31 protein-coding genes are annotated in these 25,325 nt (G+C 35.7%); 12 read left to right on the top strand and 19 right to left on the bottom strand.

The window, feature by feature from the left end:
• Window positions 1–92 precede the first annotated feature (92 nt).
• Window positions 93–905: a T9SS-dependent choice-of-anchor J family protein gene (locus BOQ64_RS03980; protein ID WP_129058333.1), complete on the bottom strand. Its 813-nt coding sequence runs from the start codon at window positions 903–905 to the stop codon at window positions 93–95.
• Between the two features lie 95 nt (window positions 906–1,000).
• On the opposite strand from BOQ64_RS03980, the gene BOQ64_RS03975 reads away from it, so the two are divergent.
• The 9 genes from BOQ64_RS03975 to BOQ64_RS03935 all read left to right on the top strand — a co-directional run bounded on the left by BOQ64_RS03975 (window position 1,001) and on the right by BOQ64_RS03935 (window position 10,570).
• A complete protein-coding gene (locus BOQ64_RS03975; RefSeq protein ID WP_129058334.1) occupies window positions 1,001–3,115 on the top strand; it encodes a TonB-dependent receptor plug domain-containing protein in 2,115 nt (704 codons plus the stop codon).
• Between the two features lie 10 nt (window positions 3,116–3,125).
• Window positions 3,126–4,259 carry an HmuY family protein gene (locus BOQ64_RS03970; RefSeq protein ID WP_129058335.1) on the top strand — a complete coding sequence of 378 codons (1,134 nt, stop codon included), beginning with the start codon at window positions 3,126–3,128 and terminating at the stop codon, window positions 4,257–4,259.
• Window positions 4,260–4,280: 21 nt separating this feature from the next.
• Window positions 4,281–5,159, top strand: coding sequence for a hemin ABC transporter substrate-binding protein (locus BOQ64_RS03965; RefSeq protein ID WP_129059639.1), 879 nt, complete (start codon window positions 4,281–4,283; stop codon window positions 5,157–5,159).
• Window positions 5,143–6,183: a FecCD family ABC transporter permease gene (locus BOQ64_RS03960; RefSeq protein ID WP_129058336.1), complete on the top strand. Its 1,041-nt coding sequence runs from the start codon at window positions 5,143–5,145 to the stop codon at window positions 6,181–6,183. The genes BOQ64_RS03965 and BOQ64_RS03960 overlap by 17 nt, the downstream gene beginning before the upstream one ends.
• The gene (locus BOQ64_RS03955) at window positions 6,183–7,034 is read left to right on the top strand and encodes a heme ABC transporter ATP-binding protein (protein ID WP_129058337.1); all 852 of its coding nucleotides are present in this window, start codon (window positions 6,183–6,185) and stop codon (window positions 7,032–7,034) included. The genes BOQ64_RS03960 and BOQ64_RS03955 overlap by 1 nt, the downstream gene beginning before the upstream one ends.
• Window positions 6,958–7,485 carry a class I SAM-dependent methyltransferase gene (locus BOQ64_RS03950; RefSeq protein ID WP_228448139.1) on the top strand — a complete coding sequence of 176 codons (528 nt, stop codon included), beginning with the start codon at window positions 6,958–6,960 and terminating at the stop codon, window positions 7,483–7,485. Before BOQ64_RS03955 ends, BOQ64_RS03950 begins: the two co-directional genes overlap by 77 nt.
• Before the next feature lie 126 nt (window positions 7,486–7,611).
• The gene (locus BOQ64_RS03945) at window positions 7,612–8,640 is read left to right on the top strand and encodes a hemin-degrading factor (RefSeq protein ID WP_129058338.1); all 1,029 of its coding nucleotides are present in this window, start codon (window positions 7,612–7,614) and stop codon (window positions 8,638–8,640) included.
• Between the two features lie 137 nt (window positions 8,641–8,777).
• The gene (locus BOQ64_RS03940) at window positions 8,778–9,650 is read left to right on the top strand and encodes a ChaN family lipoprotein (protein WP_129058339.1); all 873 of its coding nucleotides are present in this window, start codon (window positions 8,778–8,780) and stop codon (window positions 9,648–9,650) included.
• Window positions 9,651–9,940: 290 nt separating this feature from the next.
• The gene (locus tag BOQ64_RS03935) at window positions 9,941–10,570 is read left to right on the top strand and encodes a peptide deformylase (protein ID WP_129058340.1); all 630 of its coding nucleotides are present in this window, start codon (window positions 9,941–9,943) and stop codon (window positions 10,568–10,570) included.
• A 333-nt stretch (window positions 10,571–10,903) separates the two neighbouring features.
• On the opposite strand, the gene BOQ64_RS03930 is transcribed toward BOQ64_RS03935, so the two are convergent.
• From BOQ64_RS03930 to BOQ64_RS03920, 3 genes are read right to left on the bottom strand one after another with little or no spacing between them, the layout of a single operon-like run.
• Window positions 10,904–11,329, bottom strand: a complete 426-nt coding sequence (locus tag BOQ64_RS03930; protein ID WP_129058342.1) for an organic hydroperoxide resistance protein — start codon at window positions 11,327–11,329, stop codon at window positions 10,904–10,906.
• Window positions 11,330–11,764, bottom strand: coding sequence for a MarR family winged helix-turn-helix transcriptional regulator (locus BOQ64_RS03925; protein WP_129058343.1), 435 nt, complete (start codon window positions 11,762–11,764; stop codon window positions 11,330–11,332).
• Between the two features lie 30 nt (window positions 11,765–11,794).
• Window positions 11,795–12,427 (bottom strand): NAD(P)H-dependent oxidoreductase, encoded by a 633-nt coding sequence (locus BOQ64_RS03920; protein ID WP_129058344.1) that lies wholly within the window; start codon window positions 12,425–12,427, stop codon window positions 11,795–11,797.
• Window positions 12,428–12,673: 246 nt separating this feature from the next.
• On the opposite strand from BOQ64_RS03920, the gene BOQ64_RS03915 reads away from it, so the two are divergent.
• Window positions 12,674–13,429, top strand: a complete 756-nt coding sequence (locus tag BOQ64_RS03915; protein WP_129058345.1) for an SDR family oxidoreductase — start codon at window positions 12,674–12,676, stop codon at window positions 13,427–13,429.
• Window positions 13,430–13,447: 18 nt separating this feature from the next.
• Here the strand turns inward: BOQ64_RS03915 and BOQ64_RS03910 are convergent, their stop codons facing one another.
• From BOQ64_RS03910 to BOQ64_RS03845, 15 genes are all read right to left on the bottom strand, one after another.
• Window positions 13,448–13,759 (bottom strand): hypothetical protein, encoded by a 312-nt coding sequence (locus BOQ64_RS03910; RefSeq protein ID WP_129058346.1) that lies wholly within the window; start codon window positions 13,757–13,759, stop codon window positions 13,448–13,450.
• Window positions 13,760–13,828: 69 nt separating this feature from the next.
• Entirely contained in the window at window positions 13,829–14,479 is a 651-nt protein-coding gene (locus tag BOQ64_RS03905) for a protein-glutamine glutaminase (protein ID WP_262708735.1), read from the bottom strand.
• Window positions 14,467–14,787 carry a hypothetical protein gene (locus BOQ64_RS03900; protein ID WP_129058348.1) on the bottom strand — a complete coding sequence of 107 codons (321 nt, stop codon included), beginning with the start codon at window positions 14,785–14,787 and terminating at the stop codon, window positions 14,467–14,469. Before BOQ64_RS03900 ends, BOQ64_RS03905 begins: the two co-directional genes overlap by 13 nt.
• A gap of 203 nt (window positions 14,788–14,990) precedes the next feature.
• The gene (gene lipB / locus BOQ64_RS03895; protein ID WP_129058349.1) at window positions 14,991–15,719 is read right to left on the bottom strand and encodes a lipoyl(octanoyl) transferase LipB; all 729 of its coding nucleotides are present in this window, start codon (window positions 15,717–15,719) and stop codon (window positions 14,991–14,993) included.
• Window positions 15,720–15,750: 31 nt separating this feature from the next.
• Window positions 15,751–16,485: a tryptophan synthase subunit alpha gene (gene trpA, locus BOQ64_RS03890; RefSeq protein WP_129058350.1), complete on the bottom strand. Its 735-nt coding sequence runs from the start codon at window positions 16,483–16,485 to the stop codon at window positions 15,751–15,753.
• 61 nt (window positions 16,486–16,546) lie between these two features.
• Complete coding sequence (gene trpB, locus BOQ64_RS03885) at window positions 16,547–17,725, bottom strand: tryptophan synthase subunit beta (protein ID WP_129058351.1); 1,179 nt, start codon at window positions 17,723–17,725, stop codon at window positions 16,547–16,549.
• Between the two features lie 4 nt (window positions 17,726–17,729).
• The gene (locus BOQ64_RS03880; protein WP_129058352.1) at window positions 17,730–18,275 is read right to left on the bottom strand and encodes a GNAT family N-acetyltransferase; all 546 of its coding nucleotides are present in this window, start codon (window positions 18,273–18,275) and stop codon (window positions 17,730–17,732) included.
• Between the two features lie 22 nt (window positions 18,276–18,297).
• The gene (locus BOQ64_RS03875) at window positions 18,298–19,011 is read right to left on the bottom strand and encodes a phosphoribosylanthranilate isomerase (RefSeq protein WP_129058353.1); all 714 of its coding nucleotides are present in this window, start codon (window positions 19,009–19,011) and stop codon (window positions 18,298–18,300) included.
• Between the two features lie 68 nt (window positions 19,012–19,079).
• On the bottom strand, window positions 19,080–19,853 hold the full coding sequence (trpC, locus tag BOQ64_RS03870; protein ID WP_129058354.1) for an indole-3-glycerol phosphate synthase TrpC: 774 nt from the start codon (window positions 19,851–19,853) through the stop codon (window positions 19,080–19,082).
• Window positions 19,854–19,882: 29 nt separating this feature from the next.
• Window positions 19,883–20,869, bottom strand: a complete 987-nt coding sequence (trpD, locus tag BOQ64_RS03865; protein WP_129058355.1) for an anthranilate phosphoribosyltransferase — start codon at window positions 20,867–20,869, stop codon at window positions 19,883–19,885.
• A gap of 87 nt (window positions 20,870–20,956) precedes the next feature.
• Entirely contained in the window at window positions 20,957–21,559 is a 603-nt protein-coding gene (locus tag BOQ64_RS03860; protein WP_129058356.1) for an anthranilate synthase component II, read from the bottom strand.
• Between the two features lie 45 nt (window positions 21,560–21,604).
• On the bottom strand, window positions 21,605–23,029 hold the full coding sequence (locus BOQ64_RS03855) for an anthranilate synthase component I family protein (RefSeq protein WP_129058357.1): 1,425 nt from the start codon (window positions 23,027–23,029) through the stop codon (window positions 21,605–21,607).
• A 252-nt stretch (window positions 23,030–23,281) separates the two neighbouring features.
• A complete protein-coding gene (locus tag BOQ64_RS23675) occupies window positions 23,282–23,554 on the bottom strand; it encodes a hypothetical protein (RefSeq protein WP_228448137.1) in 273 nt (90 codons plus the stop codon).
• Entirely contained in the window at window positions 23,545–23,925 is a 381-nt protein-coding gene (locus tag BOQ64_RS23670; RefSeq protein ID WP_228448135.1) for a hypothetical protein, read from the bottom strand. Before BOQ64_RS23670 ends, BOQ64_RS23675 begins: the two co-directional genes overlap by 10 nt.
• A gap of 185 nt (window positions 23,926–24,110) precedes the next feature.
• Window positions 24,111–24,566 carry a cupin domain-containing protein gene (locus BOQ64_RS03845; protein WP_129058358.1) on the bottom strand — a complete coding sequence of 152 codons (456 nt, stop codon included), beginning with the start codon at window positions 24,564–24,566 and terminating at the stop codon, window positions 24,111–24,113.
• A 198-nt stretch (window positions 24,567–24,764) separates the two neighbouring features.
• Here BOQ64_RS03845 and BOQ64_RS03840 point away from each other — a divergent pair, with 198 nt between their 5' ends.
• Both BOQ64_RS03840 and BOQ64_RS03835 read left to right on the top strand, forming a co-directional pair.
• Window positions 24,765–24,977, top strand: a complete 213-nt coding sequence (locus tag BOQ64_RS03840) for a hypothetical protein (protein WP_129058359.1) — start codon at window positions 24,765–24,767, stop codon at window positions 24,975–24,977.
• Window positions 24,977–25,321, top strand: a complete 345-nt coding sequence (locus tag BOQ64_RS03835) for a c-type cytochrome (RefSeq protein ID WP_228448133.1) — start codon at window positions 24,977–24,979, stop codon at window positions 25,319–25,321. The genes BOQ64_RS03840 and BOQ64_RS03835 overlap by 1 nt, the downstream gene beginning before the upstream one ends.
• Window positions 25,322–25,325 lie beyond the last annotated feature (4 nt).

Below are 25,325 nucleotides of genomic sequence, written 5' to 3'. Positions count from 1 at the left end.
TTTTTATCGTGTTTCCTACTTAATTGGGAAGAAGAAAGCCGATAGAAAATTTCCTATCGGCTTTATAAAGGTAAATAATAGTCTAATAAACCTTATTTTTTTATGAATTTTGATTGGATCATTTTTCCATCAATACTTTCAACCGTGATGTAATAAACACCAGACTGAAGTGTACTGATATTAAATGCCTGTCTGTTAGGCTTTCCTTCTGCCACTTTCTGCCCTCCTGAAGAATAAATCTGTATATTTTTAAGATCTTTTTTACTTCTAAATTCCAGAGAAGTGTTATCTGAATTAAGTGCAAACTTAAATTCATCTTTTGACAGCGCTCTATCTCTTACGCCTAATGAAGCAGGGGTATCATATACTACATCATCAATCTGAATAGCAGTATGAACGGAAGTAGGAGTGAATTTAAATACAATGTAAGAGGATGCAGATGCAGGAATATTCATATTGATATTCTGAATAGTTCCAACTACTGTAACATTAACGGGATTTCCTACAGGTACAAATGTCGCCATATCTGCAGGGTTAGATGCTAACCCTACCTGAATTGTTCCTGTACCAGGTGATGAAGCTACCAATGTTGCTGTAAATGCCAGGTTTTTATCTCCCGCTGGAGACTGTATTTGTGGGGTAATTAGGTAAGATGAACCTGTAGGGTTTGTACCAGAATAAGATTGAACAGATTTGTTGGCAGCACCTGCCACAATCATTCTTGGAGAAACCGGAGGTGGACCGGGAATACTAATCATAGGAGCTACAATTGCAGACCAGCCAAACTGTGGAAATGTTGTATTTCCAATCGTAAAATTGTCAAAATTTTCGTGGATTGCGGATACCTGTGCTTTAGCAGTAAATGCTGTTAGCATCAAAGTTCCTAGAAGTAATTTTAATTTCATAGCTCAATATTTATTTAGAATTATTATACAAAAGTATATATTTATTTTTAATCATTCTAAATAAAAGCTTTATATTTGTCGAAATTTTTACCCTTATGAAGAAGAAAGTGCTTTCCATTCTTTCATTATCCATTGTTTGCTGGATGAATGCACAAGAAAAGGATTCTCTTAATCAAAAGAAAATTGAAGAAGTTGTCATCACTGGACAATTTACACAACGATCCATCAACAAATCCATATATAAAGTTGAAGTAATAGATGCTGAGCAGATTAAAAGCATGGCAGCAACTAATGTTGCTGATGTTTTAAATCAAAGTCTTAACATTCAAATCACTCCAGATACCCGCTCAGGAAATTCTACAGCCAATATGATGGGACTGGATGGAAGCTATGTGAAAGTCCTTATTGACAATATTCCGGTGGTAGGAGATACAGGTTTAGGAAGTAATATAGATCTTACCAAGCTGTCATTGAATAATATCGAAAGAATCGAGATTGTAAAAGGAAGCATGGGAGTAGAATATGGAAATGGAGCACTTGCCGGAGTGATCAATATCATTACCAAGAAAGGTAATTCAAAAAAGATCAGTGTAAGAGCTTCTGCCCAGGAAGAAACCGTAAGAAATGCATATGATCTTAAGAAAAAAGGAAACGGAAGACATATCCAGAATGTAAACGTAGACTATAATATTGATAATAATTGGTTTGCGAATATCAACTTTAACCATAACCAGTTTATGGGCTATGAAGGAAATAAGATGGGGTATAAATATTTTGAAACTGATTTTAAAAGAGGTTATGAATGGAATCCTAAAGACCAATATGACGCCTCTGCTTTGATCCGATATTCAAAAAATAAAACTTCTTTCTATTATAAGCTTTCCTATTTGAATGAAAAATTCAATTTCTATAATCCTGAAGTGAATGTAGAATCATTGAATGACGGAAATGGAGGAGCTTTGTATAGAGGTTTTGATAGAAAATATAATACAAATAGATGGATTCACCAGTTTAATATTCAGACAAATTTGGGGCATATCCAGTATATGGGGGATTTTTCTTACCAAAGACAGGATAGAAAGTTTCAGGACTATAATTATGATATTCCAAACAGATCCATTCTTAATAAAGAAGAAGAATTATCTTACTACAAAACAAATGTAATTTACTCAAGGGGTATGTTTAGTAACTTCTTGGATAATAAAACCTTTGATTTTCAATTAGGATATGAATTAGATTATACAGATGGCTATGCTTCATTAATTGCTGGAAAGTTTTTTACAAAAGCTATAAATAGAACTCTTTTTACTTATTCAAACTTTGTTTCTGGAGAATGGAATATTTCGGATAAATTTTCTATAAGACCGGGAGCGAGGCTTTCAATAAGCGAAAAATTCAATAATCAGTTTAATTACTCCCTTTCAGCAAGATATAAAATTTCCGAAAATTCAAACTTAAGACTTGTAGCAGGTACGGCAAATCGTTTTCCTACTTATGAGGAACTTTATACCTATTTCGTAAACCTTAATCATAATATTCAGGGGAATCCTGACTTGAACCCTGAAAAAGGTTTCTCTACAGGAGCATTCTGGGATCAAAGCTTTACCACAGGAAATGATTGGAAGATTGCATATAGTGTAAGTGGTTTATATCTCGATGTACGAGACAAAATTGAAATGCTTCTTATAAAAGATCCTTCTACATATCAGTTTAGAAATATGGATAAATATAGAAATATGTTATTTTCGGCAAACGTTGATTTCAGAAAAGATCAATTGGCTCTTTCTTTACGAAGTGCTTTGGGAGGAACTTCAGTATCTATGAACTCTATGTATCATACCTCACCTACAGACTATCAGTTTCAAGTACAGGCAGGGGCTACAGTTAACTATAAACTGAAGAATCCGGGAACTTCATTTGCTCTATATTATAAATATACAGGTCCGGGAAGGCTTTATGTTTTTGAAAATGAGCAAACAGGATTTAAGCTTGGAAAAACAGATGGCTTTCATATGATGGACTTTATCGTAAGCCAACCTTTCTGGAAAGATCATCTGGAACTTTCAGCAGGGGTGAAAAATATCTTTGATGTTACCAGTATCAATTCCACGGCTATGAAGGCAGAGGCTCATGCTACCACTGCTCCTACAGGTATTGTTAATTTATATTATGGCAGAAGCTATTTTGCCAGATTAACGTTTCAATTTTAAATAATAAACTATGAAGTATTTAAAAATATTTTCGATTCTTTCTGTAATGTTAGCTGCACAGTCTTGTATTTCTGCTGATGAGGACAAGGTTCCAGCACCGCCTATTACCGGTTCTTCAGTAAATGTACCTGTGGGAGGAGCTACTGAACCTAATCAGGTCTGGATTGACCTGAGTGATATGGTAAAAGAGGAAAAAGAGCCTAGAAAAACCATTAATAAACGAACAGATTGGGATCTTGGATTTTATACCGGTGAAGATTTTAGAGTGATTATCAATGGATCTCTTGCGATGACTGCCATTAAAATACCTAATGCTAAAGATATCAGTAAGGTAAAAGAATCGGATGTTAAAAACCTAAAAGATATTGCTCAGGTAGGAACATTTGATTCTGAAAATATGAAGTATGTTGACAATCCGAATGGTGATTTCTTAACTCAAACCTCAGGAATTGATCCTATCAAAGAAAATGATGCGGATAATCCTGTTTACCTAATCAATTTAGGAAGAGAAATTCCTTCTGCTGCAAATATCGGGGCCGGTTCAGTGGCTTTATCCGGAGATCCTCGAGGATGGAAAAAGGTTCAGATTCTAAGAGCAACCAATGGATATAAAATTCGTTATGCAGATCTTAATGCTGGAAGTGAGGGAATTAAAGAATACATCATAACAAAAGATCCTGAGTATAATTTTGCTTTTTTCAATCTTAAAACGGGTACTCCCGCAAAAATTCAACCTAAGAAAAAAAATTGGGATATGGCCTTTACAACATTTACCAATGAAGTATTTATGGGACCTGGAAATAGTGCCGGAAGTTACTTTTATGCAGACTTTATAACGATCAATACTCTTGATGGAGTGCGTGCATATCAGGTAAATGTTACAGGGAATCTTGAGCAGGCATATGCTGCATTTAAATTAAAGGATGTAGACCCAAGCAAATTGGTTCTCAACGATCATAGAGCCATTGGAGATAAATGGAGAACGACTACAGGGACTTCAGATAACCCTGTTCCATTCGTATATTCAGATCGTTTCTTTATCCTGAAAGATCCTAATGGCTTTTATTTTAAGCTGAAATTCCGTTCTATGAAGAGTAAGACAGGAGAACGTGGTTTCACCAGCTTTGACTTTGATCCATTGTAATAAATCAAATAATAGTATATCATGAAGAAATTTATCCTTGCAGCTTCTGTTCTTGTAGCAGTGTATTCATGCAAAAAAGAAGAAGGTGCAAAAAAAGAAAATACAACGGAAGCCACTTCCGAAGCTCCCAAAAGCAATAATAAAATTGTAACCCTAAGCGGCGGAATTACAGAAATTGTAAGTGCTTTAGGTCATGAAAAAGAAATTGTAGGAACAGATGTAACCAGTACTTATCCGGCAAGTTTAAAAGCTACTGCTGAAAATCTTGGACATGTAAGATCAATCACGATTGAACCTATTATGGCTGTAAATCCGACTTTGATTTTAGCTTCTGATAAGGACATCAATCCTGAATTATTAGGTAAAATCAAATCATCCGGAATCAAAGTTGATGTTTTCAAACAGGAATATACTGTTGAAGGAACTAAAAAACTGATTGAAGATGTAGCGAAAGCAATCGGAAATACAGATTATCAGAAATTAAATGATAAAATAGATGCTGATCTGAAGAAGATCCAGCCATTAACTAAAAAACCAAAAGTATTATTTATTTACGCAAGAGGAAATATGCTGATGGTAGCAGGTAAAAACACACCTATGGCTGCTTTAATTAATCTTGCAGGAGCAGAAAACGCTGTCAATGAATTTGAAGATTTCAAGCCATTAACTCCGGAAGCGGTTGTAAAAGCTAATCCAGATGTACTGTTCTTCTTTGAAACAGGACTACAGGGAGCAGGTGGAAATGAAGGAGCATTAAAAATGCCGGGAGTTTCACAGACAAATGCAGGAAAAAACAAGAAGATCATCGCGATGGATGGAGGATTAGTATCAGGTTTTGGACCGAGACTAGGAGAAGCAGTAGTTGGATTAAACAAACTTTTAATTGAGAACACAAAGTAAATTATACTTTTACATGACAATAAGTACCATACTGCTTGTAAGCATAGCAGTATGGTCTATTAATACAGGGGTTTACGATTTTGGTGGTAAATCTGCATTTGAAGTTTTAGGAAAAGTAATACAGGGAGATTCCGGATTATCATTAAGTGATAAATATGTAGTTTGGGACGTAAGGGCAGCCAGAATTATCATGGCTATTTTAATTGGAAGCATGTTGTCTGTTTCAGGGACAAGTCTGCAGGGGCTTTTTAAAAATCCTTTGGCAACAGGAGATTTAATTGGTCTTACATCAGGGGCAACACTATTGGCTGCTATTGCAATTGTTTTAGGAGGACATTTTAAACAATACCTTCCTGAAGCCGTACAATTTTCGCTGGTAGGAATAGCAGCATTCATAGGATCTTTTTTATCAATGATGCTGGTGTACAGAATCTCTACAAGTGGAGGGAAAACAAATGTAGTCATGATGCTCTTAACCGGAGTGGCTATTACGGCAATTGGTTTTTCCATTACAGGTTTTTTAATCTATGTATCAAAAGATGAACAGTTGAGAGACCTTACATTTTGGAACTTGGGAAGCTTAGCTGCAGCAACATGGACGAAGAATATCATTCTTGGCATTGTAATGATTGGAGCTTATATTATTTTACTGCCTAAAGGAAAAGCTTTAAATGCAATGATGTTGGGAGAAAAAGATGCTCAGCATTTAGGAATCAATGTAGAAAGGCTGAAGAAGCAGATTATTATCATTGTAGCATTAATGGTGGGAAGCTGCGTTGCCTTTTCAGGGACCATTGGTTTTGTAGGTCTTATTGTACCTTATATTTTAAGACTGTTATTCAAATCCAATTATGCTTTTATTCTGCCTTTATCAGCAGTATGTGGAAGTATTTTGCTTCTAACGGCAGATACATTCAGCAGAAGTATTGTAGAGCCTTCAGAATTACCGATTGGTATTCTGACCGCTTTAATGGGAGGACCTATTTTTATTGCTATTTTGGTTAAATTTAAAAAATCACTGTAATGATCAAGGCACATCAAATTAATTACAAGCATAAAGAATTTCGTATTCTGGATGGAGTGGATGTTTCATTGGAATATGGAGAATTTTTAGCCATTGTAGGTCCCAATGGAGCAGGGAAGTCAAGCCTTTTAAGTGTTTTGGCCCATGAAGTGAAATCCGAGAAGCGAAAAGTCTTATTTAAAGATAAACCCATCGAAGACTGGAACGTAAAAGACCTTTCTATCCATAAAGCAAAGTTTTCACAGCATAACAGCAATGATATTCCTCTTGAGGTAAAAGATGTGGTGATGATGGGAAGGTATCCTTATTTTGATGCACAACCCAGAAAAGAAGACCTTGAAGCCATGAACAATAAGATGTACGAAACAGACATTTTTCATCTTAAAGAAAGAGAATACAACTCTCTTTCAGGGGGAGAAAAACAACGTGTGCATCTTTCAAGAGTAATGGCACAGTTAGAAAATGAAGTGGCTCATAAACTGGTTTTCCTGGATGAACCTCTGAATAATCTTGATATTAAGCACCAATACAAAGCACTGGAAATCATCAAAAACTTTACTAAGAAAGCAAACAGTGCCATTGTTGTACTCCATGATCTGAATCTTGCCGCGCAATTTGCAGATAAAATTTTATTAATGAAATCCGGACAGGTTTCCGCTTATGGAACTCCACAGGAAGTTTTTACAGCAGAGAATATCAGTAAAGCTTATAACTTTCCATGTACTATTTGCGACCACCCTATAACCAATAACCCAATGATCATTTTGGATAACCATGGAAAAAGAAGAATTAAAAATCCTCGCACAGAATCTAGCCAACCCTCAGGGAGAAAAAGGCGTAGAGATTGGTGAAATGATGAATGCCACTAATATCGGTATGACATTAGAAAGTATCAGAACCCTTTTGATAGAAGATGATGAAAATATTCTTGAAATAGGACACGGAAATGCAGATCACCTGAAGAGTATTTTAAACCTGGCTAAAGGATTGAAATATACGGGGATTGATATTTCTGAAACCATGCATCTGGAATCCAAAAGACTGAATCAGAAATTCCAGGATCAGGCAGATTTTATACTCTATGAAGGAAAAAAACTTCCATTTGCTGATAAGACTTTTGATAAAATATTTACGGTGAATACCGTTTATTTCTGGGAAGATCCCGTTGGTTTTTTAAATGAAATTTACAGGGTTTTAAAAGACGAAGGATCTTTTGTTTTAACCTTCGGGCAAAGAGATTTTATGGAGAAACTGCCATTTACAGCCTATAATTTTAAACTTTATAATAATGACGAATGGTAGAATTGATTTCTAAAAGTGAGTTTAAAAGAATGAAAACCTCAGAAAGAGAAGAAGAAATAAAAAGTAAAACAGGAAAGGAAACAATACAAAGAATCTATACAATTTTAACAATAAAAAAATAAAATAATGAGCATATTAGTGAATGATTTAAAGGAAAAATGGGAAGCTCTGAAAGCTGAAAATCCACACGTAAGAATAAGAAATGCTGCCGCTCAGTTTGGAGTAAGCGAAGCTGAATTATTAGCAACAAGCATAGGGGAAGGCGTTACTGTTTTGAACCCTGATTTTCCCGGAATTCTTACAGAAGCAGAAAAATTAGGAAAAGTAATGGCGCTTACCCGCAATGATGAGTGTGTTCATGAAAGAAAAGGGACTTATCAGAACGGGGATTTCAGCAGCCCGCATGCTCAGCTTTTCGTAGGTGAGGATATTGATCTTAGAATTTTCCTTAATCACTGGAAATTTGCATTTGCAGTAGTAGAGGGAGATAAGAAAAGTCTTCAGTTCTTCGGAAAAGACGGATTGGCATTGCATAAAATTTATTTGACTAAAAACAGTGAGGAAGCTGCTTTTGATGCTATCGTTGAACAATTCAAAGCGGAAGAACAAAACCAAACGTTCACTTTTGAAGCAGTAGCTCCAAAACAGGCAGAAAAGCCAGATGCTGAAATTGATGTTGAAGGCTTCAAAAAAGCTTGGACAGAACTAAAAGATACTCATGATTTCTTCATGATGACCAGAAAATTCGGAGTAAGCAGAACGCAGGCTCTAAGACTGGCTCCGGAAGGATTTACTCAGAAAATTGATAACTCAAAAGTAGTGAACATCCTTGAAGAAGCTTCTGAAAAAGGAACTCCTATCATGGTTTTTGTTGGAAACAGAGGAATTATCCAGATTCACACCGGAAACGTGAAGAAAACCCTTTGGCACCAGCAATGGTTCAATGTAATGGATCCTGATTTCAACTTACACCTTGATGTTACTAAAATTGCAGAAGCATGGATCGTGAAAAAACCAACTGAAGACGGAGAAGTTACGGCTATCGAAGTATTCAACAAAGAAGGAGACTTCATCGTTCAGTTTTTCGGTAAAAGAAAACCGGGAATTCCTGAACTTCAGGAATGGAAAGATCTTGTAGCAACTCTTGAACAATAATAATTAGATGATTTTAAGAGAGGCCGTTTTGTATGTAAAATTCAAGGCGGTCTTTTTATTTTATATTTTGGTAAGCATTGTAAAAAACACCAAAATATAATGTAATTTGTGGTTAAATTAAATAGAAAAGATAAACAATGAAGAATATTTTCATAGCGGTTTTGCTGGCAGGTTTTTGTTCATTCAGTGCACAGAACTTTAAAGCCTATCAGTTTTATGACCAAAAAGGAAAAGAAGTAAAAACGGATAAATTGGTTAAAGAATTAGCTGATTATGATGTGGTTTTCTTTGGAGAAAATCATAACAGCTCCATCAATCACTGGCTTCAGCTGAAAATTACGGAAGCTTTGTATGAAAAGAAAAACGGGCAGCTTATTCTGGGAGCTGAAATGTTTGAAAGAGACAACCAGGCTCAGCTGAACCAATATTTAAGTGGGAAGTTTGATGCGAAGACATTAAAAGACTCAGCCCGTTTATGGAATAATTATGCAACAGACTACAAACCCTTGGTAGATTTTGCTAAAAATAAAAAACTAAATTTCATAGCAACCAATATTCCGAGAAGATATGCCTCACAAACAGCCAAAGAAGGATTAGAATCTTTGAATAAATTAAGCGATAAAGAGAAAACATACATTGCTCAGTTACCAATCAAAGTAACTTTGGATACTCCTGGTTACACTGAAATGAAAGCGATGATGGGAGATCATGCAGAAGGAACCAAAGTAATGAACTTTATCTCGGCTCAGGCAACAAAAGACGCTACCATGGCGGAATCTATCCTGAAAAATATTCAGTCAGGAAAAACTTTTGTTCATTATAACGGTAATTATCACAGTAAAGAGTTTGGTGGAACTTATTGGTACATTAAGCAGAAAAATCCAAACCTAAAAATGGCTGTGATTTCTGTTTTTGAATCTGAAGATCCAGAATTGAAAGTTCCTTCAAAAGACTATATCCCAACGGAATTCAATCTTGTTATTCCAAGTGATATGACGAAGACTTTTTAAGTTTATTTCTCGCAGATCACACAGATTTTTGGCTTTTGAATATGATGATTCTATTTACAGAAATCATCAATATACAGATATAGAACTCAATAGGAACGGGCTAAAGCCCGTTCTTTATTTATATAACAATTCCAATGGCTTTAGCCAAAACTTAATATTGAAATGCCTATAGATATTTAACGACTAATAGTAACCTCCAGCCTCCCTCTTCTAGCTTCCCACCCTAAAAGTCTTCCATAATTACCCATTTTCACCCAACAATCTCTACCTTTGCTTTACATCCAATGTATATGAAAAAAATATCCATCCTATTTATACTTTTTGTTGGGCTGCTTAATGCTCAGAAACTAACGTCTGATGAACTCTCTATTATCAATCAGGGAGATGTAAACACAGCATTACCAATCTATCAGACTACCGATGTTCACCAACATAAAACCTTACTGAATCTTTCTTCAGAAATCAATCCAACTGATCCTGGAACAGCTGTTCTTGTGAAAAGAATGAAAGAATCTCTTCTTTTAACCGATGGTGGAGTAGGTATTGCAGCTCCGCAGGTAGGAATCAACAGAAAAGTAATTTGGGTACAACGTTTTGACAAAGCAGGAACTCCTTTGGAATATTTTATCAATCCGGTGATTGTATGGAGATCTGATTTGCAGAATCTGGGGCCTGAAGGAGATCTTTCAATTCCTGATTTCAGGGATCAGTTTTATAGAAGTAAAGTCATTCAGCTGGAATATGTTGATTTGAAAGGACAAAAATATTCAGAAATAGTAGAAGGTTTCACAGCTGTCATTTTCCAGCACGAAATAGATCACCTTTTCGGAATTCTGATTTCCGATAAAAAGGAAAAAGAGAAAAATGATTCTTACAAAAAGGTAGATGCCTACCAGAAAAGTGATCTGAATAAAAGATAACTATCGAGCAATGAGCAATGAGTAATGAGTAATGAGTAATGAGTAATGAGTAATGAGTAATGAGTAATGGTGCTAGCTATGTAACTTGCTTCATCCAATCGATGTATCGATGCACTCTTTGCTCCCTTAAAATAAAGCATTACAAAAAAATAAAACTTTGCGTTTAAGAAAATACAAATAGCACTAATTTCTGACACAAATATCACAAATTTTGCAGTGAGAATATCCACAATCATCTGTGTTCATCTGCGAAAATCTGTGGTTAAAGATAAAAAATGAGCTGTTTTTGAGATAAAAACAGCTCATTTCAAATATAATTATAAAAAAATTGGATTAATCATTGTTGGTTACAGAAAGCTTAACCTCAATATTGTTTCTCGTTGCATTTGAATAAGGACAAATCTGATGGGCTTTCTCCGTTAAAGATTGTGCTTCTTCAATAGAAACCCCCGGAATATTAACATCTAATTCCACAGCCAGTCCAAAACCTCCGTTTTCAATCTGCCCTATGCTTACCTGAGCGGTAACTGTAGTTTCACCGGTTTTTACTTTACCCAAATTGATTACTCTATTCAAAGCACTGTCAAAGCAAGCAGAATATCCGGCTGCAAAAAGCATTTCAGGGTTTGTGAAGTCATCGTTAGCTCCACCTAATGCTTTTGGCATTTTTACTTCAAGATCCAACACTCCGTTTTCACTTTTTACATGACCATTTCTTCCACCTGTAGCAGTGACTTTTGTTGTATATAACGTTTTCATTTATTTTTCTATTTTGTTTAGTATTCTTAAAACTGTTTCTTTAAGCTCCAGTAGTTCTTCAGGTTGTATACCTATCTTTTCCTGGATTTTACCCGGAATTTCACAGGCCCTTTTCTGAAGCTGTTTTCCGGCTTCGGCTAAAAATACTTCAACAACTCTTTCGTCTTCTTTTTTGCGTTTTCTTATGATAAATCCTTTTGTCTCCAGTCTTTTAAGAAGAGGAGTCAGAGTTCCACTATCCAGAAACAGCTTTTCTCCAATATGGCTTACGGTAAGTCCGTCACAATTCCATAGGACCATCATGACAAGGTACTGAGGGTAAGTGATATCTAGCTCATCAAGAAATGGCCGGTATAATCCGGTGATTTCTTTAGCGATAACATATAATGGGAAACAGATCTGGTTTTCCAGTTTGGGTGTATTTGAATGTTCCATAAGTTGACGTACGAAAGATTCGTGAAGGTATTACTTTTTAATGATAAATTCATCCATTGGGACACGGACTTTTTTCATAGAAGACAGCCAGTCATTGGCTTCATCGCGGTATCCAAGGTATAAAAGACTTACACTTTTTAAGCCTAATTCTTTTAATCCCAGTACTTCATCCACTACTTCATTACTGAATCCTTCTGCCGGAGTACTGTCGATTTTAAGTTCAGCAGCCTGTGCAAGAGCAATTCCTAAAGCAATATAAGTCTGGCGGGCAGTGTGTGCAAAGTGTTGTTCAGGTGTTTGTGCACCATACATTTCTTTAATTTTATCTGTATAGCTTCCAAAGCGGCCTCTTGGAAGATCTCTTACATCGGTATGATGATCGTATACTTTGTCAATTTTTTCATTGGAATAACTATCCCAGGCTGCAAAAACCAGTACATGAGAAGAATCTCTCATCACTTCAGGATTCAGAGCTCCGGCAACCATTTTATCTTTCAATTCCTGATTTTCCACTACAATAATACGGAAAGGCTGTAACCCGGATGAGGTAGGAGCCAGTCTTGCTGCTTCAAGAATGGTATTTAAATCTTCAGCTGATACTTTTTTAGTCGGGTCATAAGCTTTTACGGCATGTCTCCAGTTTAAGTTTTCTATTAATGACATTTTCTTTTATTTTAAATTAAACTATTTGCTAATTGTATATTTTCAAATTTTAGTTTGTGATGAATTAACTATGCAAATATATAGACAATTAAATTGTGTGCAACTTAATTTTAAAAGATTTTATTGATGACTATTATTTATTTTATAAAAAAGGATAGGAATAGATGATCTGTTTTCAGCATGATTCGGATTTTTTTCCATCACAGGGATTCCAATCTTTGCAATAGAATTTTAAAACTAAAAACAATGCAGAGATTTAAAAACAAAACAGCAATTATTACTGGTGGAACTAATGGAATGGGTTTGGCCACTGCTCAGAAGTTTATAGAAGAGGGTGGACGTGTTATCATCACCGGACGAAGTGAAGAAACGATTAACAATGCTTTGAAGAAGTTAGGGGAGAATGCTTTTGGAATTATTTCCAATGCAGGAAATATGAAAGACTTACTGAATCTGCAGCAAGAGGTAAGAAAATATACTGAACAAATAGATGTTGTTTTCGCCAATGCAGGTTATGGGAAATTTGCTCCTGTTGACAGTGTAAATGAAAATCATTTTGATGAACTGTTTAATGTTTTGGTGAAAGGACCATTTTTTACAGTTCAGCAGTTGCTGCCATTGATGAAAACAGGAAGTTCAGTGATTTTTAATACTTCCGTAGCTACAGAAATTGCTATGAACAGCTTTTCAGTGTATTCTGCAGCGAAATCAGCGGTACAGTCTTTCATTAAAACATTTGCCGTAGAACTTACAGAACGTGGAATCCGGGTGAATGGAGTAAGTCCGGGGCATATAAAAACCAATATTTTTAATAATACAGGTTTGGTGCCAGAGCAGATTGAAGCAGCGGTTCAGGATATAATCCCGACAATACCTTTTAAAAGGCAGGGAGATCCTGAGGAAATTGCCAGTGTAGTTTTATTCCTTGCTTCAGAAGAGGCATCCTATATTCATGGAGCAGAAATCAGGGTGGATGCTGGAATTTCTGTAATAAGGTCTTAGACTGAAAGCAGGTAAAGGTTATTTCACCTCGTTGATCTGTTTGATTATGTTGGTCTTACTTTCAATACCTATATTGTAGGTTTTACCTTTTTTAAAACTCAGATTTGCCTTTTCCATCAATGTTTTATAATCTGAAGATTTTTTTGACAGATAAAATACCTGAGCACTTATTCCTATGGCTACACGTACAACTTCTTCCGGCTTATCCGGATCTTCAAAGATATTATTGATAGTAGCATTATTATACCAGGTTAGTTTCTGAGATTCAGAATTGGAAGAACAGGATGTGATCATAGCAAATAGTAATAGTAAATAAGTCCAGGCTTTCATAATAATAAGATGTTGAGTAAAAAGCTCCTGCAATATATAAATAAATGCAGGAGCTCTATAAAAAGTTAGTTAGAATCCACAATGTGCAGTACTAGGTACCGAAGCAAAACAGCCTGAAAGAGCTGAGAATGCTGTTAATGTACAATTAGTATTAACCAGATTGTTATCATATAATAAAGATCCTGCTGGATTTCTGTAGTAAACATTCCCTGCTGTATTAGCATAAGAAGAAACAGAAGTAGAACCACAAGTAGAGTTGGTACATGCAGCTCTCCATGCCGTATCAGTGATAGGTCCTGTTGAGTTCAGAGAAGGATCTATAATTCTTTTTTCTACAACTCCGGAAGCATTTTTAAAGCTTACAAGAATGGCAACGTGGTATACCCAGGATACACAGCAAGTACCGGTAGAAGCTCTTAAATTACCATATACGAATTGTTTTTCACACTCATATCCGGCATTGTTTAAGATTTGTCTCATTTTGTGAGCTCTTGCATAACATCCGTCTACAGGAAATCTGAAAGTAATACATGGAGAAGAAGCTGTAGAAGTTCCGCAAGATTGATTTTTGATCTGTGTAAATAAACTGTTTAGGGTTGCCAAATCAGGAATCACACTGGCCAATTTTTTACTTGTTCCCGCATCTGTCTTCACTTCTTTTGTTAAAGCAGACTTAAAGAAACGGATATCTTCCAGAGTTGGACTTTCTACTTTTGCAATTTCATTGGAATTAGCTTTAAGGAAAACACGAACAGGAGATTCATTTTTACAGCCTCGCTAATCATAGAAATAAAAGCTTCGTTTTCTTTAGTGTCTTTAATTTCATAAGGTTGTGCTGAAAGAATAAAGGCAACCTTATATTTTTCGCCTTCTTTATCAATTCCTACGGGAACAGTTCTTCCGAACTCTTTCATTGCAACATCTTTAGCCTGTGGATTTGTAGTTTCCTGATTCGCATTGGAATCTGAACAGGAGTTGATGGTCAGTACTGATACAAATACCATCATGGATAGCAAAAATTTTTTCATAGTTTTCATATTTTGGTGGTTAATGATTTTTCTAAATAGCCTTTTGTTTATTCACTATTTAGTGATAATAAAATTATGAAAAATTTAAATATATGCAAGTTTTTTTTGAAGAAAATAATTTGTATTTCATTTTATGAGTGTTATTCATAAAAAAATCCCTATGTATTGGTTACATAGGGATGATATAGTGTATGTTATTAAAACTACTTGTAAATCAGTTCAGCCTGGAATACATCTGCAAAATGTCTTCTGATCTTTGCTTTTACATCTTCCATTTCTTCAGGAGTCAATTCTCTTTCAAGTTCTCTTTTTAAAGAAGTAACCTGCTTATCTTTAATTCCGCAAGGAATAATGTATTCAAAGTAGCGCATATCTGTATTCACATTCAATGCAAAACCGTGTAAAGTTACCCATCGGGAAGCTTTTACACCCATTGCACAGATTTTTCTGGCATAAGGTTTTCCTACATCCAGCCAGACACCTGTTTCTCCTGGAGAACGTTCCCCTTTCAGTCCAAATTCCCCAATGGTTCTGATGATCACCTCTTCAAGGTTTCTCATATATAAATGAATGTCTGTGAAGAAATTTTCAAGATCCAGAACAGGGTAACCTACAATCTGACCATAGCCATGATAAGTAATATCTCCACCACGGTTCACTTTTACAAAAGTGGCTTCAATTTCCTTCAGTTTATCAATTCCGGCCAGCATATTTTCTTCATGTCCACTTTTTCCTAAAGTGTATACATGAGGATGCTCAACCAAAAGAAGGTGGTTTGGAGTGGTAATATGCTGTTCTGCTGGCAGATCGCGGTTCTTGATTTTAGTATCAATAATATCCTTCATCAGTTTTTCCTGATAATCCCATGCGGGCTGATATTCTTTAATTCCTAAATCTTCAAATTCTACTGCTTTATTTTGATTTGTATTCATTTCAATTTTTGATATACAAATTTAGTGAATTTTAAGCTTTTATGGAATGGATAAAATCTATAGCATTTTTCTTCCAATCTCTATCCTGAAGCAAAACATTCACAAAGGCTGTTCCGATGATTCCGCCATCTGCTTTTTCCGTTACATTTTCAAAATCTTCTTTAGATTTGATTCCAAAACCGATCATCACAGGATTTTTAAGGGGAAGATCTGCTAAACGAGTCAGGTAATTTTCATTCTTTACAACTGTATTATCATTTCCGGTAGTGGAAGACGAGCTTACTGCATATAGAAACCCAGAACTTAATGAATCCAGATACTGTATTCTTTCATCTGAAGTTTCCGGAGTCACCAGAAAAGTAAAATTCAGGTTGTATTTTTTAAGAATCTGCTGATAGTTTTTCTCAAACTCAATAGGAGGAAGGTCGGGAAGAATAAGTCCTGAAACTCCACTTTCCGAACATTCTTTACAGAATCTTTCAAAACCAAAACTCAATACAGGATTGATGTATCCCATTAAAATGATCGGAACTTTTATGTTGTCTTTTATCGTTTTCAACTGAGAAAAAAGCTTTTCAATGGTCATTCCGTTTTGAAGAGCCAGTTCATGAGCCTTTTGAATGACAGGCCCGTCTGCTACAGGATCAGAATAAGGCATTCCGATCTCAATCATATCAGCTCCTGAATCCTGAATCAGTTGGATAATATCTGCAGTATTTTCTAGTTCCGGGATTCCTGCGGTGAAGTATATATTTAGTTTCTTCATTTCTTTATAGTATAATATATAATGTACAATACCGTACAAATAGAATAATCAATGATATCGTTTATAAATTTTTAAGATAGGTTTCCATATCCTTGTCTCCACGGCCGCTCAGGCAGATAACAACAATGTCATCTTCATTAAAAGTCTTTTTGTCTAAAACTGCAAGAGCATGAGAACTTTCCAAAGCAGGGATAATTCCTTCTAATTTTGTCAGTTCAAAAGCACATTTTAAGGCTTCATCATCATTAATGCTGAAAAATTCAGCTCTTTTTTCCTGAAATAAATTGGCATGAAAAGGTCCGATTCCAGGGTAATCAAGTCCGGCAGAAATGGAATGTGGTTCAATAACCTGTCCATCTTCAGTCTGCATGACAAGGCTTTTGCTTCCATGAAGTATCCCAAGAGTTCCTAAGAATGTAGTAGCAGCAGATTTTCCTGAGTCAACACCAAGTCCTCCAGCTTCAGCAGCAATAATTTTCACTTCTTTTTCGTCTACAAAATGGTAGAATGTTCCGGCAGCATTACTTCCACCTCCTACACAAGCAATTACATAATCAGGATTTTCTCTCCCGATTTTTTCATGAAGTTGTTCCTTAATTTCTTTTGAAATAATACTTTGAAATCTTGCGACAAGATCCGGGAAAGGGTGAGGCCCAACAACACTTCCAATCACATAATGAGTAGTGACAGGATTATTGATCCAGTCTCTTAGAGCTTCATTTACTGCATCTTTCAGGGTTTTAGATCCTGAAGTGGCTGCCACAACTTCTGCACCCAACATTTTCATTCTCGCTACATTAGGAGCCTGTCTCTGGATATCAATTTCACCCATATAAACAATACATTCAAGACCAAGTAAAGCACATGCAGTTGCAGTGGCTACACCATGCTGTCCGGCTCCGGTTTCTGCAATAATTCTTGTTTTCCCAAGACGTTTTGCTAGAAGAACCTGCCCTAAAGCGTTATTGATTTTATGGGCTCCGGTATGGTTAAGATCTTCGCGTTTTAAATAGATCTGGGTATTGTACTTTTTACTTAAGTTTTTAGCAAAGTATAGCGGAGTAGCTCTACCTACATAGTTTTTAAGCAGATCCTGATATTCATTCTGAAAGTCTTCCGACTCAATGATTTCAAGATAGTTCTTTTGCAGTTCTTCTACATTCGGATAAAGCATTTCCGGGATGAAAGCTCCTCCAAATTCTCCATAATATCCGTGTTCATCAGGGTTTTTATAATTCATTTCTTTATTCTTTAGTAATTAAATAAGCATTGTTTTTAGAGCTCAATGCAATAAGCTGTTCTTTTATTGGTTGAGAGACATTGAAAATTAAAATATCATCATCTTCAGAATTGATCCATTCAGAACCTGCGTGTTCCTTAATCGCTTTTGCCTTGTCATACAGGATTTCAATAGAGCACTTTTCATAAAACGATCGAAGGCCAGCATGGCAGAAACCAATGGTTTCCAAATTTCTTTGAGCAACATTTTCTTTAAATTCCTTAACCAGCATAGCTCCATAGCCTTTTTTCTTATGAGCAGCCACCAATCCTACAGCTTCTGCGAAAGCATATTGTATTCCGGAAATCTCCAACACAAAATCAAAATTGAGACGGAAAACTGCCAAAATCTCTGAATGAGAATCCAACAGGAAATGAAACTCCGAATCTTTAAAAAAGGTACGGAAATAGGCCGGTTTCATTGTATTCCATACAGAAATATCCCAAAGCTGGAGAATGTGTTCAATTTCTTTTTCTGTTAATTCGTTGGTTTGTTTAATCTGGTATTTCATGCGTTTTTAATAATAATCAAATTTAATAAGGAGTTCTGTTCGGACTTATAGAAATGATGGTTTTAAATTTTTTAATCCTGTTTACATCTTTATCACCTGGCGCTGTTTCAAATTTTGAATTAATATCTAAGGCAAACGGTGTCTGTTTCAATTCTTCCATATTCTTGATATTCTCTTCTGAAATACCGCCACTCAGAAAATAGGGTAATGGAATTTCAAATTCATTTAATAGATTCCAGTCAAACTGTTGCCCTGTTCCTCCGAATGCCTTGCTGTCTGTATCAAACAGGTAGTAGTTGATAGGTTGCAGGTTGCGGGTCGTCGGATTATCATTGAAGGTCTTTACTATTTTTTCTTTGTTTTCAGCGGTATCATTTCCGATTCTTATTACCTTGATTATTTTGATGTCCGGGCTTAGTCGTTTCTTTAATTCAAGGATAAAATGATCATCTTCATCACCATGTAACTGGATCAGATTTAGCTTTGCTTTTTCAGCTATTTCAACAATGGTTTCAACCTTTTCATTAACGAAAACCCCAACTTTTCCCTGATGATTAATCTGTGCAATATCTTCCAGATTCAACTGATTCAGAACATATCGTGGTGATTTTTCATAAAAAATAAAGCCTAAGAAATTGGTGTTGATATCAATCAATTCCTGTATTTGGTCTAGCTTTGTAAGACCACAGACTTTAAGGGCAGGAGGGAAGTTATTGGTTGGTTGTTGTTCGTTCATGACAGTTAATTGATAGTTGTAGACTTTTTATTATCCGAAGAGAAATCCATTTTCAAATTGGCACATTTTCAAACTAGTAAAGAAAACTCTTCAAATGCTTTGGCCGGATCTGTATTCTTCATAAAATATTCTCCCATGAGGAATCCATCAAATCCTTTTTCTTTTAAATATTTAAAATCTTCAAGGCTGTAAATTCCACTTTCTGCTACGGATAAGGTGTCTTGAGGAAGTAGGTCTTTTAACTGAACGGAATGTTGTAAATCCACTTTAAAATCCTTCAGATTTCTGTTATTAATTCCAACTAAGTCAATATTAGAATTGAAGTGTTTCAGTTCTTCTTCGGTATGGATTTCCAATAAAACTTCCAGATCCAGTTCATGAGCCAGTTCTGTAAATTCCTGAACCTGATTGGGTGAAAGGCATGCTGCAATCAATAAAATAACATCAGCTCCCATGCTTTTTGCTTCATAAAACTGATACTCATCAATCATAAAGTCTTTGCGCAGAATAGGAATATTGATGTGTTTTCTTACATTCAATATATCCTCAAAGCTTCCGCCAAAAAAATCTTTATCTGTAAGAATGGAAATCCCGCTGGCTCCAAAGTTTTCATAAGCAGAGGTGACATCCAAAGGCTGAACACCATTATTGATGATTCCTTTAGAGGGAGATTGTCTTTTAAACTCAGCAATAATTCCGCTTTTATTTCTGATGGATTCTTTCAATGAAGAACTCTTTCTTCCAAAAAACTCAGAATTTTTTAGCTGATCGATGGAAATAGCTCCTTTGGAAAGGGTAACTTCTTCTTTTTTTCTTTCAATAATTTTATCTAGTATAGTCATGGGTAAAGGTTGGAAATTACTTTAAATTCTTAATTAATTAAAAGTTCAAATGTTTTTAATGCTTTTCCACTTTCCAGGCTTTCCTGAGCCAATAGTAAGCAATCATCATACGTTCCGAATTTGTGGGTGTGGTAAAGGGCTACGGATGCATTGGCTAATACTACAGAGTTTTGTTGTTCGGTTCCTTTTCCTTCCAGAATATTCATGAAGATTTTTGCCGTTTCCTGAGTAGTATTTCCAGCTTTAATATCTTCTAAAGTCACAGGATTGAAGCCCAAATCTTCTGCAGAATGGATTTCCTCCCCTTTTTTAGTAATGATTTTGCTGTCGTGGGTAAGGCTGATCTCATCATAACCATCTAATCCGTGAACCAGAATAAATTCCTGTTCTTCTTTTTGTAAAAGGTATTGGTAGATTCTTGCAATTTCCAGGTTATACACTCCAATCATGGAATATTGAGGTTTTGCAGGATTCACCAAAGGTCCCAGAAGATTAAAGAAGGTTCTTAATCCCAGAGATTTTCTCAATAATCCAACAGATTGAAGAGCAGGGTGGAAGTAAGGAGCATGTAGAAAGCAGATATTGGCTCTTTCAAGGTCTTCATTCAGCTGCTCTGAACTGTTCTTGAACTGATACCCCAATTCTTCCAGCACATTGGATGAGCCTGTAATGGTTGAAGCCCCATAATTTCCATGTTTTGTTACCTTCTGCCCGGCTCCGGCCACCACAAAGCTGGCCAATGTTGATATATTGATTGTGTTTTTTCCGTCACCTCCTGTTCCTACGATATCAATGGCATCGCTGGCATCAATATGGATAGGAACAGCCATTTGTAAAAGGGCTTCTCTAAAACCTTCAAGTTCTTTCAATGTGATATTTCGCATCAGGAAAACACTGATGAAAGCGGTTACTTCTGCTGCATTGAACTTATTCTGTGCAATTTCAATCATCATGGCCTTTGCCTCAGACTTTGACAAAGTATTGTGATTGAACATATATTGCAAAATTTCTTTCATTTGAGGAGTTTTTATGGTTGATGGATTTTGTGTTGTTTTCATATTAGGCTTACTTCATTAAACTTTCAAGAGAATTGTAATCAGATTTTATTGATTTAAAAAATTTCGGATAATGACTTCTCCATCCGGAGTTAAAATACTTTCCGGGTGAAACTGTACCCCGTGTACATCGTACGTTTTGTGCTGAAGCGCCATAATCATCCCATCTTTATCAACGGCTGTAACTTCCAGTTCATCTGGGAAGTTCTCAGGATTCACAGCCCAGCTGTGGTATCTTCCTACTTCAAGGCCTGATTTCAAATCTTTAAAAAGCTTGGTGTTTTCCTTTACTAAATCAGTTGTAGTAGCCACTCCATGGAAGATTTCAGATAAATTGATAAGGTTTCCTCCAAAAGCTTCTGCAATGGCCTGCTGTCCTAAACATACTCCTAAAATGCTTTTAGTAGGAGCATATTCTTTAATAAGTTCCAATAAGATTCCAGCTTCTTCAGGAATTCCAGGACCTGGAGAAAGGATAATTTTATCATATTTTCCGACTTCTTCTAAAGTGATCTGATCGTTTCTTACCACATCTACTTTCTGATTCAGGATTCTTTCGATGATCTGGACAAGGTTGTAAGTGAAGCTATCATAGTTATCAAAAACAAGAACTTTAGGCTGTGATTGTTGAGAATTTATATTGTTGTTCATTTCTTTTTGGTTGTAAGGTTAATGGGTGGAGAGTTGATGAAGTTTTTAATTTTCTACTATTTTTTCTGCTTTCTCAACTGCTTTTTTCAGTGCATTTAATTTGTTATTCACTTCCTGAAGCTCATTTTCTGGAACAGATTTGGCAACAAGACCGGCTCCCGCCTGATAAAACAATGTATTGTTTTTGCTTAAAAAGGTTCTGATCATAATGGCCTGGTTGCAGGTTCCGTTCAAACCAACGATCCCAATACATCCGCCATAATATCCACGGGAATCTTTTTCATATTGATTGATAAGTTGAAGGGCTTTATGTTTAGGAGCTCCACTTAAAGTCCCCTGTGGGAAAGTGGCAGAAATCATGTCAAGAGGATTGATTTGCTCCGGAAGTTCAGCTGTTACCTCACTTACCATGTGAATAACGTGAGAGAAAAGCTGAATTTCTTTTAGTTTGGTAACTGTTACGTTTTTACCTAATTTTCCAAGATCATTACGGGCAAGGTCTACCAGCATGGTGTGCTCTGCATTTTCTTTGGGATCATTTTTTAATACTTCAATGGCTTGAAGATCGGTTTCCAGGTTTCCAGTTCTTTTAGACGTTCCGGCAATAGGGTGGATAATAGCTTTGTTATCTTTGATGATGAGCTGGCTTTCAGGGCTTGATCCGAATAATTTGTAATTTCCATAATCAAAATAAAACAGGTAAGGAGAAGGATTGATATTTCTTAACGCACGGTATACATTAAACTCATCACCTTTGAATTTCTGTTCAAATCTTCTGCTCAATACCAATTGGAATACATCTCCTCTCATGCAGTGTCTCTGAGCAGTTTTTACCAGTTCAATATAATCTTCATCAGTAAGATTTGACGTTTCCTGGCCATCCTTTTCAAACGGATACACCGGAGTGTTTTGGTTTTTGATGAGGTTTTCTAAAAGATGAAGTTCAGATTTTACCCCTTCCATTTGGTTTTCAATAATATGCATTTCATCATTGAAGTGATTGATGGCAATTACATATTGATATAATCTGTATCTCAGGATTGGGATTTCAACTTCCGGGCTTTGCGCTTTTAAATTGATGTTTTCAAAGAACTGCACTGCTTCAAAGCTTGTATATCCAAAAAGGCTTTGTGCAGTCTGTTCAATAGGATCATTGGTTTTCTCACAGTCAAACACGTTACGGAAATCCTCAAATATATCCGTGATATTGCGTTCCATAATGAATTGCTTTGCCGGAGCAGAATCAGGGAATTTAATCTCAAACTCATTTAGGTTTTTTACTTCAATTCCTGCAACAGCATTGATGGCTATAAAGGAGAAATTGTTGTCAATGCTTTTTGAATCAGAGCTTTCCAGTAGAATAGTGTCTCTGAACTTGTCTCTGATTTTAAGATAAATATTCATTGGAGTATGAAGATCTCCAAGAGTTTTTTTCGAAACGGTTTTTATTTTGATTTTCTGTGTAAACATCTGCTGTTTTATTTTTTTTAGATTTTAGGAATAAAAAAAAGCTTTAACGGAATCCGTCAAAGCCTTGTATATTGTTTTGTTTATATCTGATGCTCGGTTAGCAACATGACAATACCTCCAGACCCGACGAAGAGTTTGAAAGCCACCACCAAATATTGTTGCTCATTGTAAACATGGGACAAATGTAGAAATTTTTTTAATACAAAAAACAAAAAATTCAAAAAAAATCAAAAACTTAATATTCAATCAGTTTTATTTCAAGTGTTTAAGTTCTTCTCTGAGCTCTTCGAGTTTTGTTTTATAACTTTCCTCATCATAACTTGCTGTATAATTTTCCAGAGCCTCAATATATTCTGAAACGAATTCTTTATTGGTTCTGTCTGCCTCATATTTGATTCTCGCAGAGTTTACCGGAGCTAATTTTGAATATTTAAGTGCGGCTTTTCCTTCCTCAGATTCATTATAAAGAATAACAATGTTTTTTTCATACCCCGGGATATATTTTACTGGGAAACTTATTTCCATTCTTGGAATTCTGATGGTGTTTTCAATAGGATAATGGTAGCTGACGTTGTTGAAAAAAAGGTTGAAACATACTTCCCATCCTGTTTTTTAACTACTGCTTCATAATCGTGAATGTACATATCATTCAGTGTGGAATTGGTTTCTTCATCAGAAGTAATAATCGCAGTACTTTCTACACCATATTTATTGAGAAACCAAGCATTCAGAAACTGTCCGCAAAATCCGTTTAAAATGGAAAGCGGGATCGCAAGAATGAAAAACCAGATTCTTTTAGTGAGATAAGTTAATCCACCCAAAATCAAGAAAAGAAGGATCACAGTATAAAAACCATGATGGCTGGTGAAAAACAGTATTTTCGAGATTAAAACCATATCCTAAATTTATAATGATTTCTTTGATATAAAATTAGGTTAAACTTATCAAAAAATAGTAAATCAATAAAGTTTATTTTGCTTACTATGAATAGGTTATAAAATAAATAGGTTTCAAGATTTTAAACATCAGAGTTCAGCAAAATTTTGATGTGAAGGTTTTGCCGAACTCTGTATTGTATTCTTTAATGTACCGGTTCAGAAAGAGGAATATCAGTAGCCCCGCTGTAGAAGACAATCAGGGTTGCTCCTTTATTTCCGGTCTTGCCTCTGTGGGCAATATTAACCATTTCGGGGAGAACCTCGCCTTTTCTTACCCATTGTGTTTTACCATCTTCCTTTCTTTCTATCTGGATTTCTCCTTTTTCTACATAAGCTGCATTGATAATAGGATGTTTATGCCAATCCAATGCTTTATTGGGTGGAACAGAGATTTTAAGAACAGAGATTTCCGGCTGTCCGGTAGGGTAGCTGGCATAAAGTGTTCCGTCCCATGATTTTGTGGTTTTTAGTAATGTTACGGATTCAATTTTGTCTGAATATTCTGATTGGGGCTGTTCATCATCAGAATCATCACAAGATAGAGGGAAGGAAAGTAGAGCTGAGATAGCAACTGTTTTGAATAAATTTTTTTGAATCATAGAATCAAGATTAATAATTTGTATTTTGATGTGGTTTGTTATACAAAAATAATAACCTAATTTAAATTATCACTGTTAATTGAATTGTTTTTTTTAATAAAAATGAAACATTCAAATTGTAAAAATCTTCTTCAAAGAAACATTTGTCATAAGCAGAAACGTTTATTTTTTATATTTTTGCTTTCAAATTAGAAAAAAATGAAAAAAGTATTCGCAATCGCATTTATCGGAGGTTTATTATTAGCTAGCTGCTCTAAAAAGGCAGATCACTCATTACAGGACAGCAACACAATGCTTGAAGAGCCGGAAGCAACTACAGTGGTTGATTCTACTGCTAAGCCTGCTGCTCCAGCTGCTGCAACTACACCTGCTCCAGAAGCTGCTAAAACAGACTCTACTGCGAAGAAATAATGAAAAACTTATTTTTGGCGGGAACTTTAGGTCTTCTGATCTTTTCCTGTTCTAAAAAAGAAAATACAACAGAGGTAGCGTCTTCAGATGCTGCACCAGTGTCTACTCCAGCTCAGTCCAATCTTTCCGGTGATCAGATCATGGAAACATTGGATTGTTCGGGATGTCACTCTGTTAATGAGAGAATGATAGGACCTTCTTATCAGGAAATTGCGGCTAAATATTCTGACAAGGATATTGAATTGCTGGCTTCCAAAATTATAGAAGGCGGCAGTGGAGTTTGGGGCGGAGTCCCTATGGCTGCTCATCCACAGGTGTCTAAAGAAGATGCTAAAAAATGGTAGAGTA

It is taken from the genome of Chryseobacterium sp. CH25, assembly GCF_004119455.1.
Classification (GTDB): Bacteria; Bacteroidota; Bacteroidia; order Flavobacteriales; family Weeksellaceae; genus Chryseobacterium.
The sequence above is the reverse complement of the archived record's forward strand: the minus strand, read 5'-3'. Positions and strand labels throughout refer to the sequence as shown.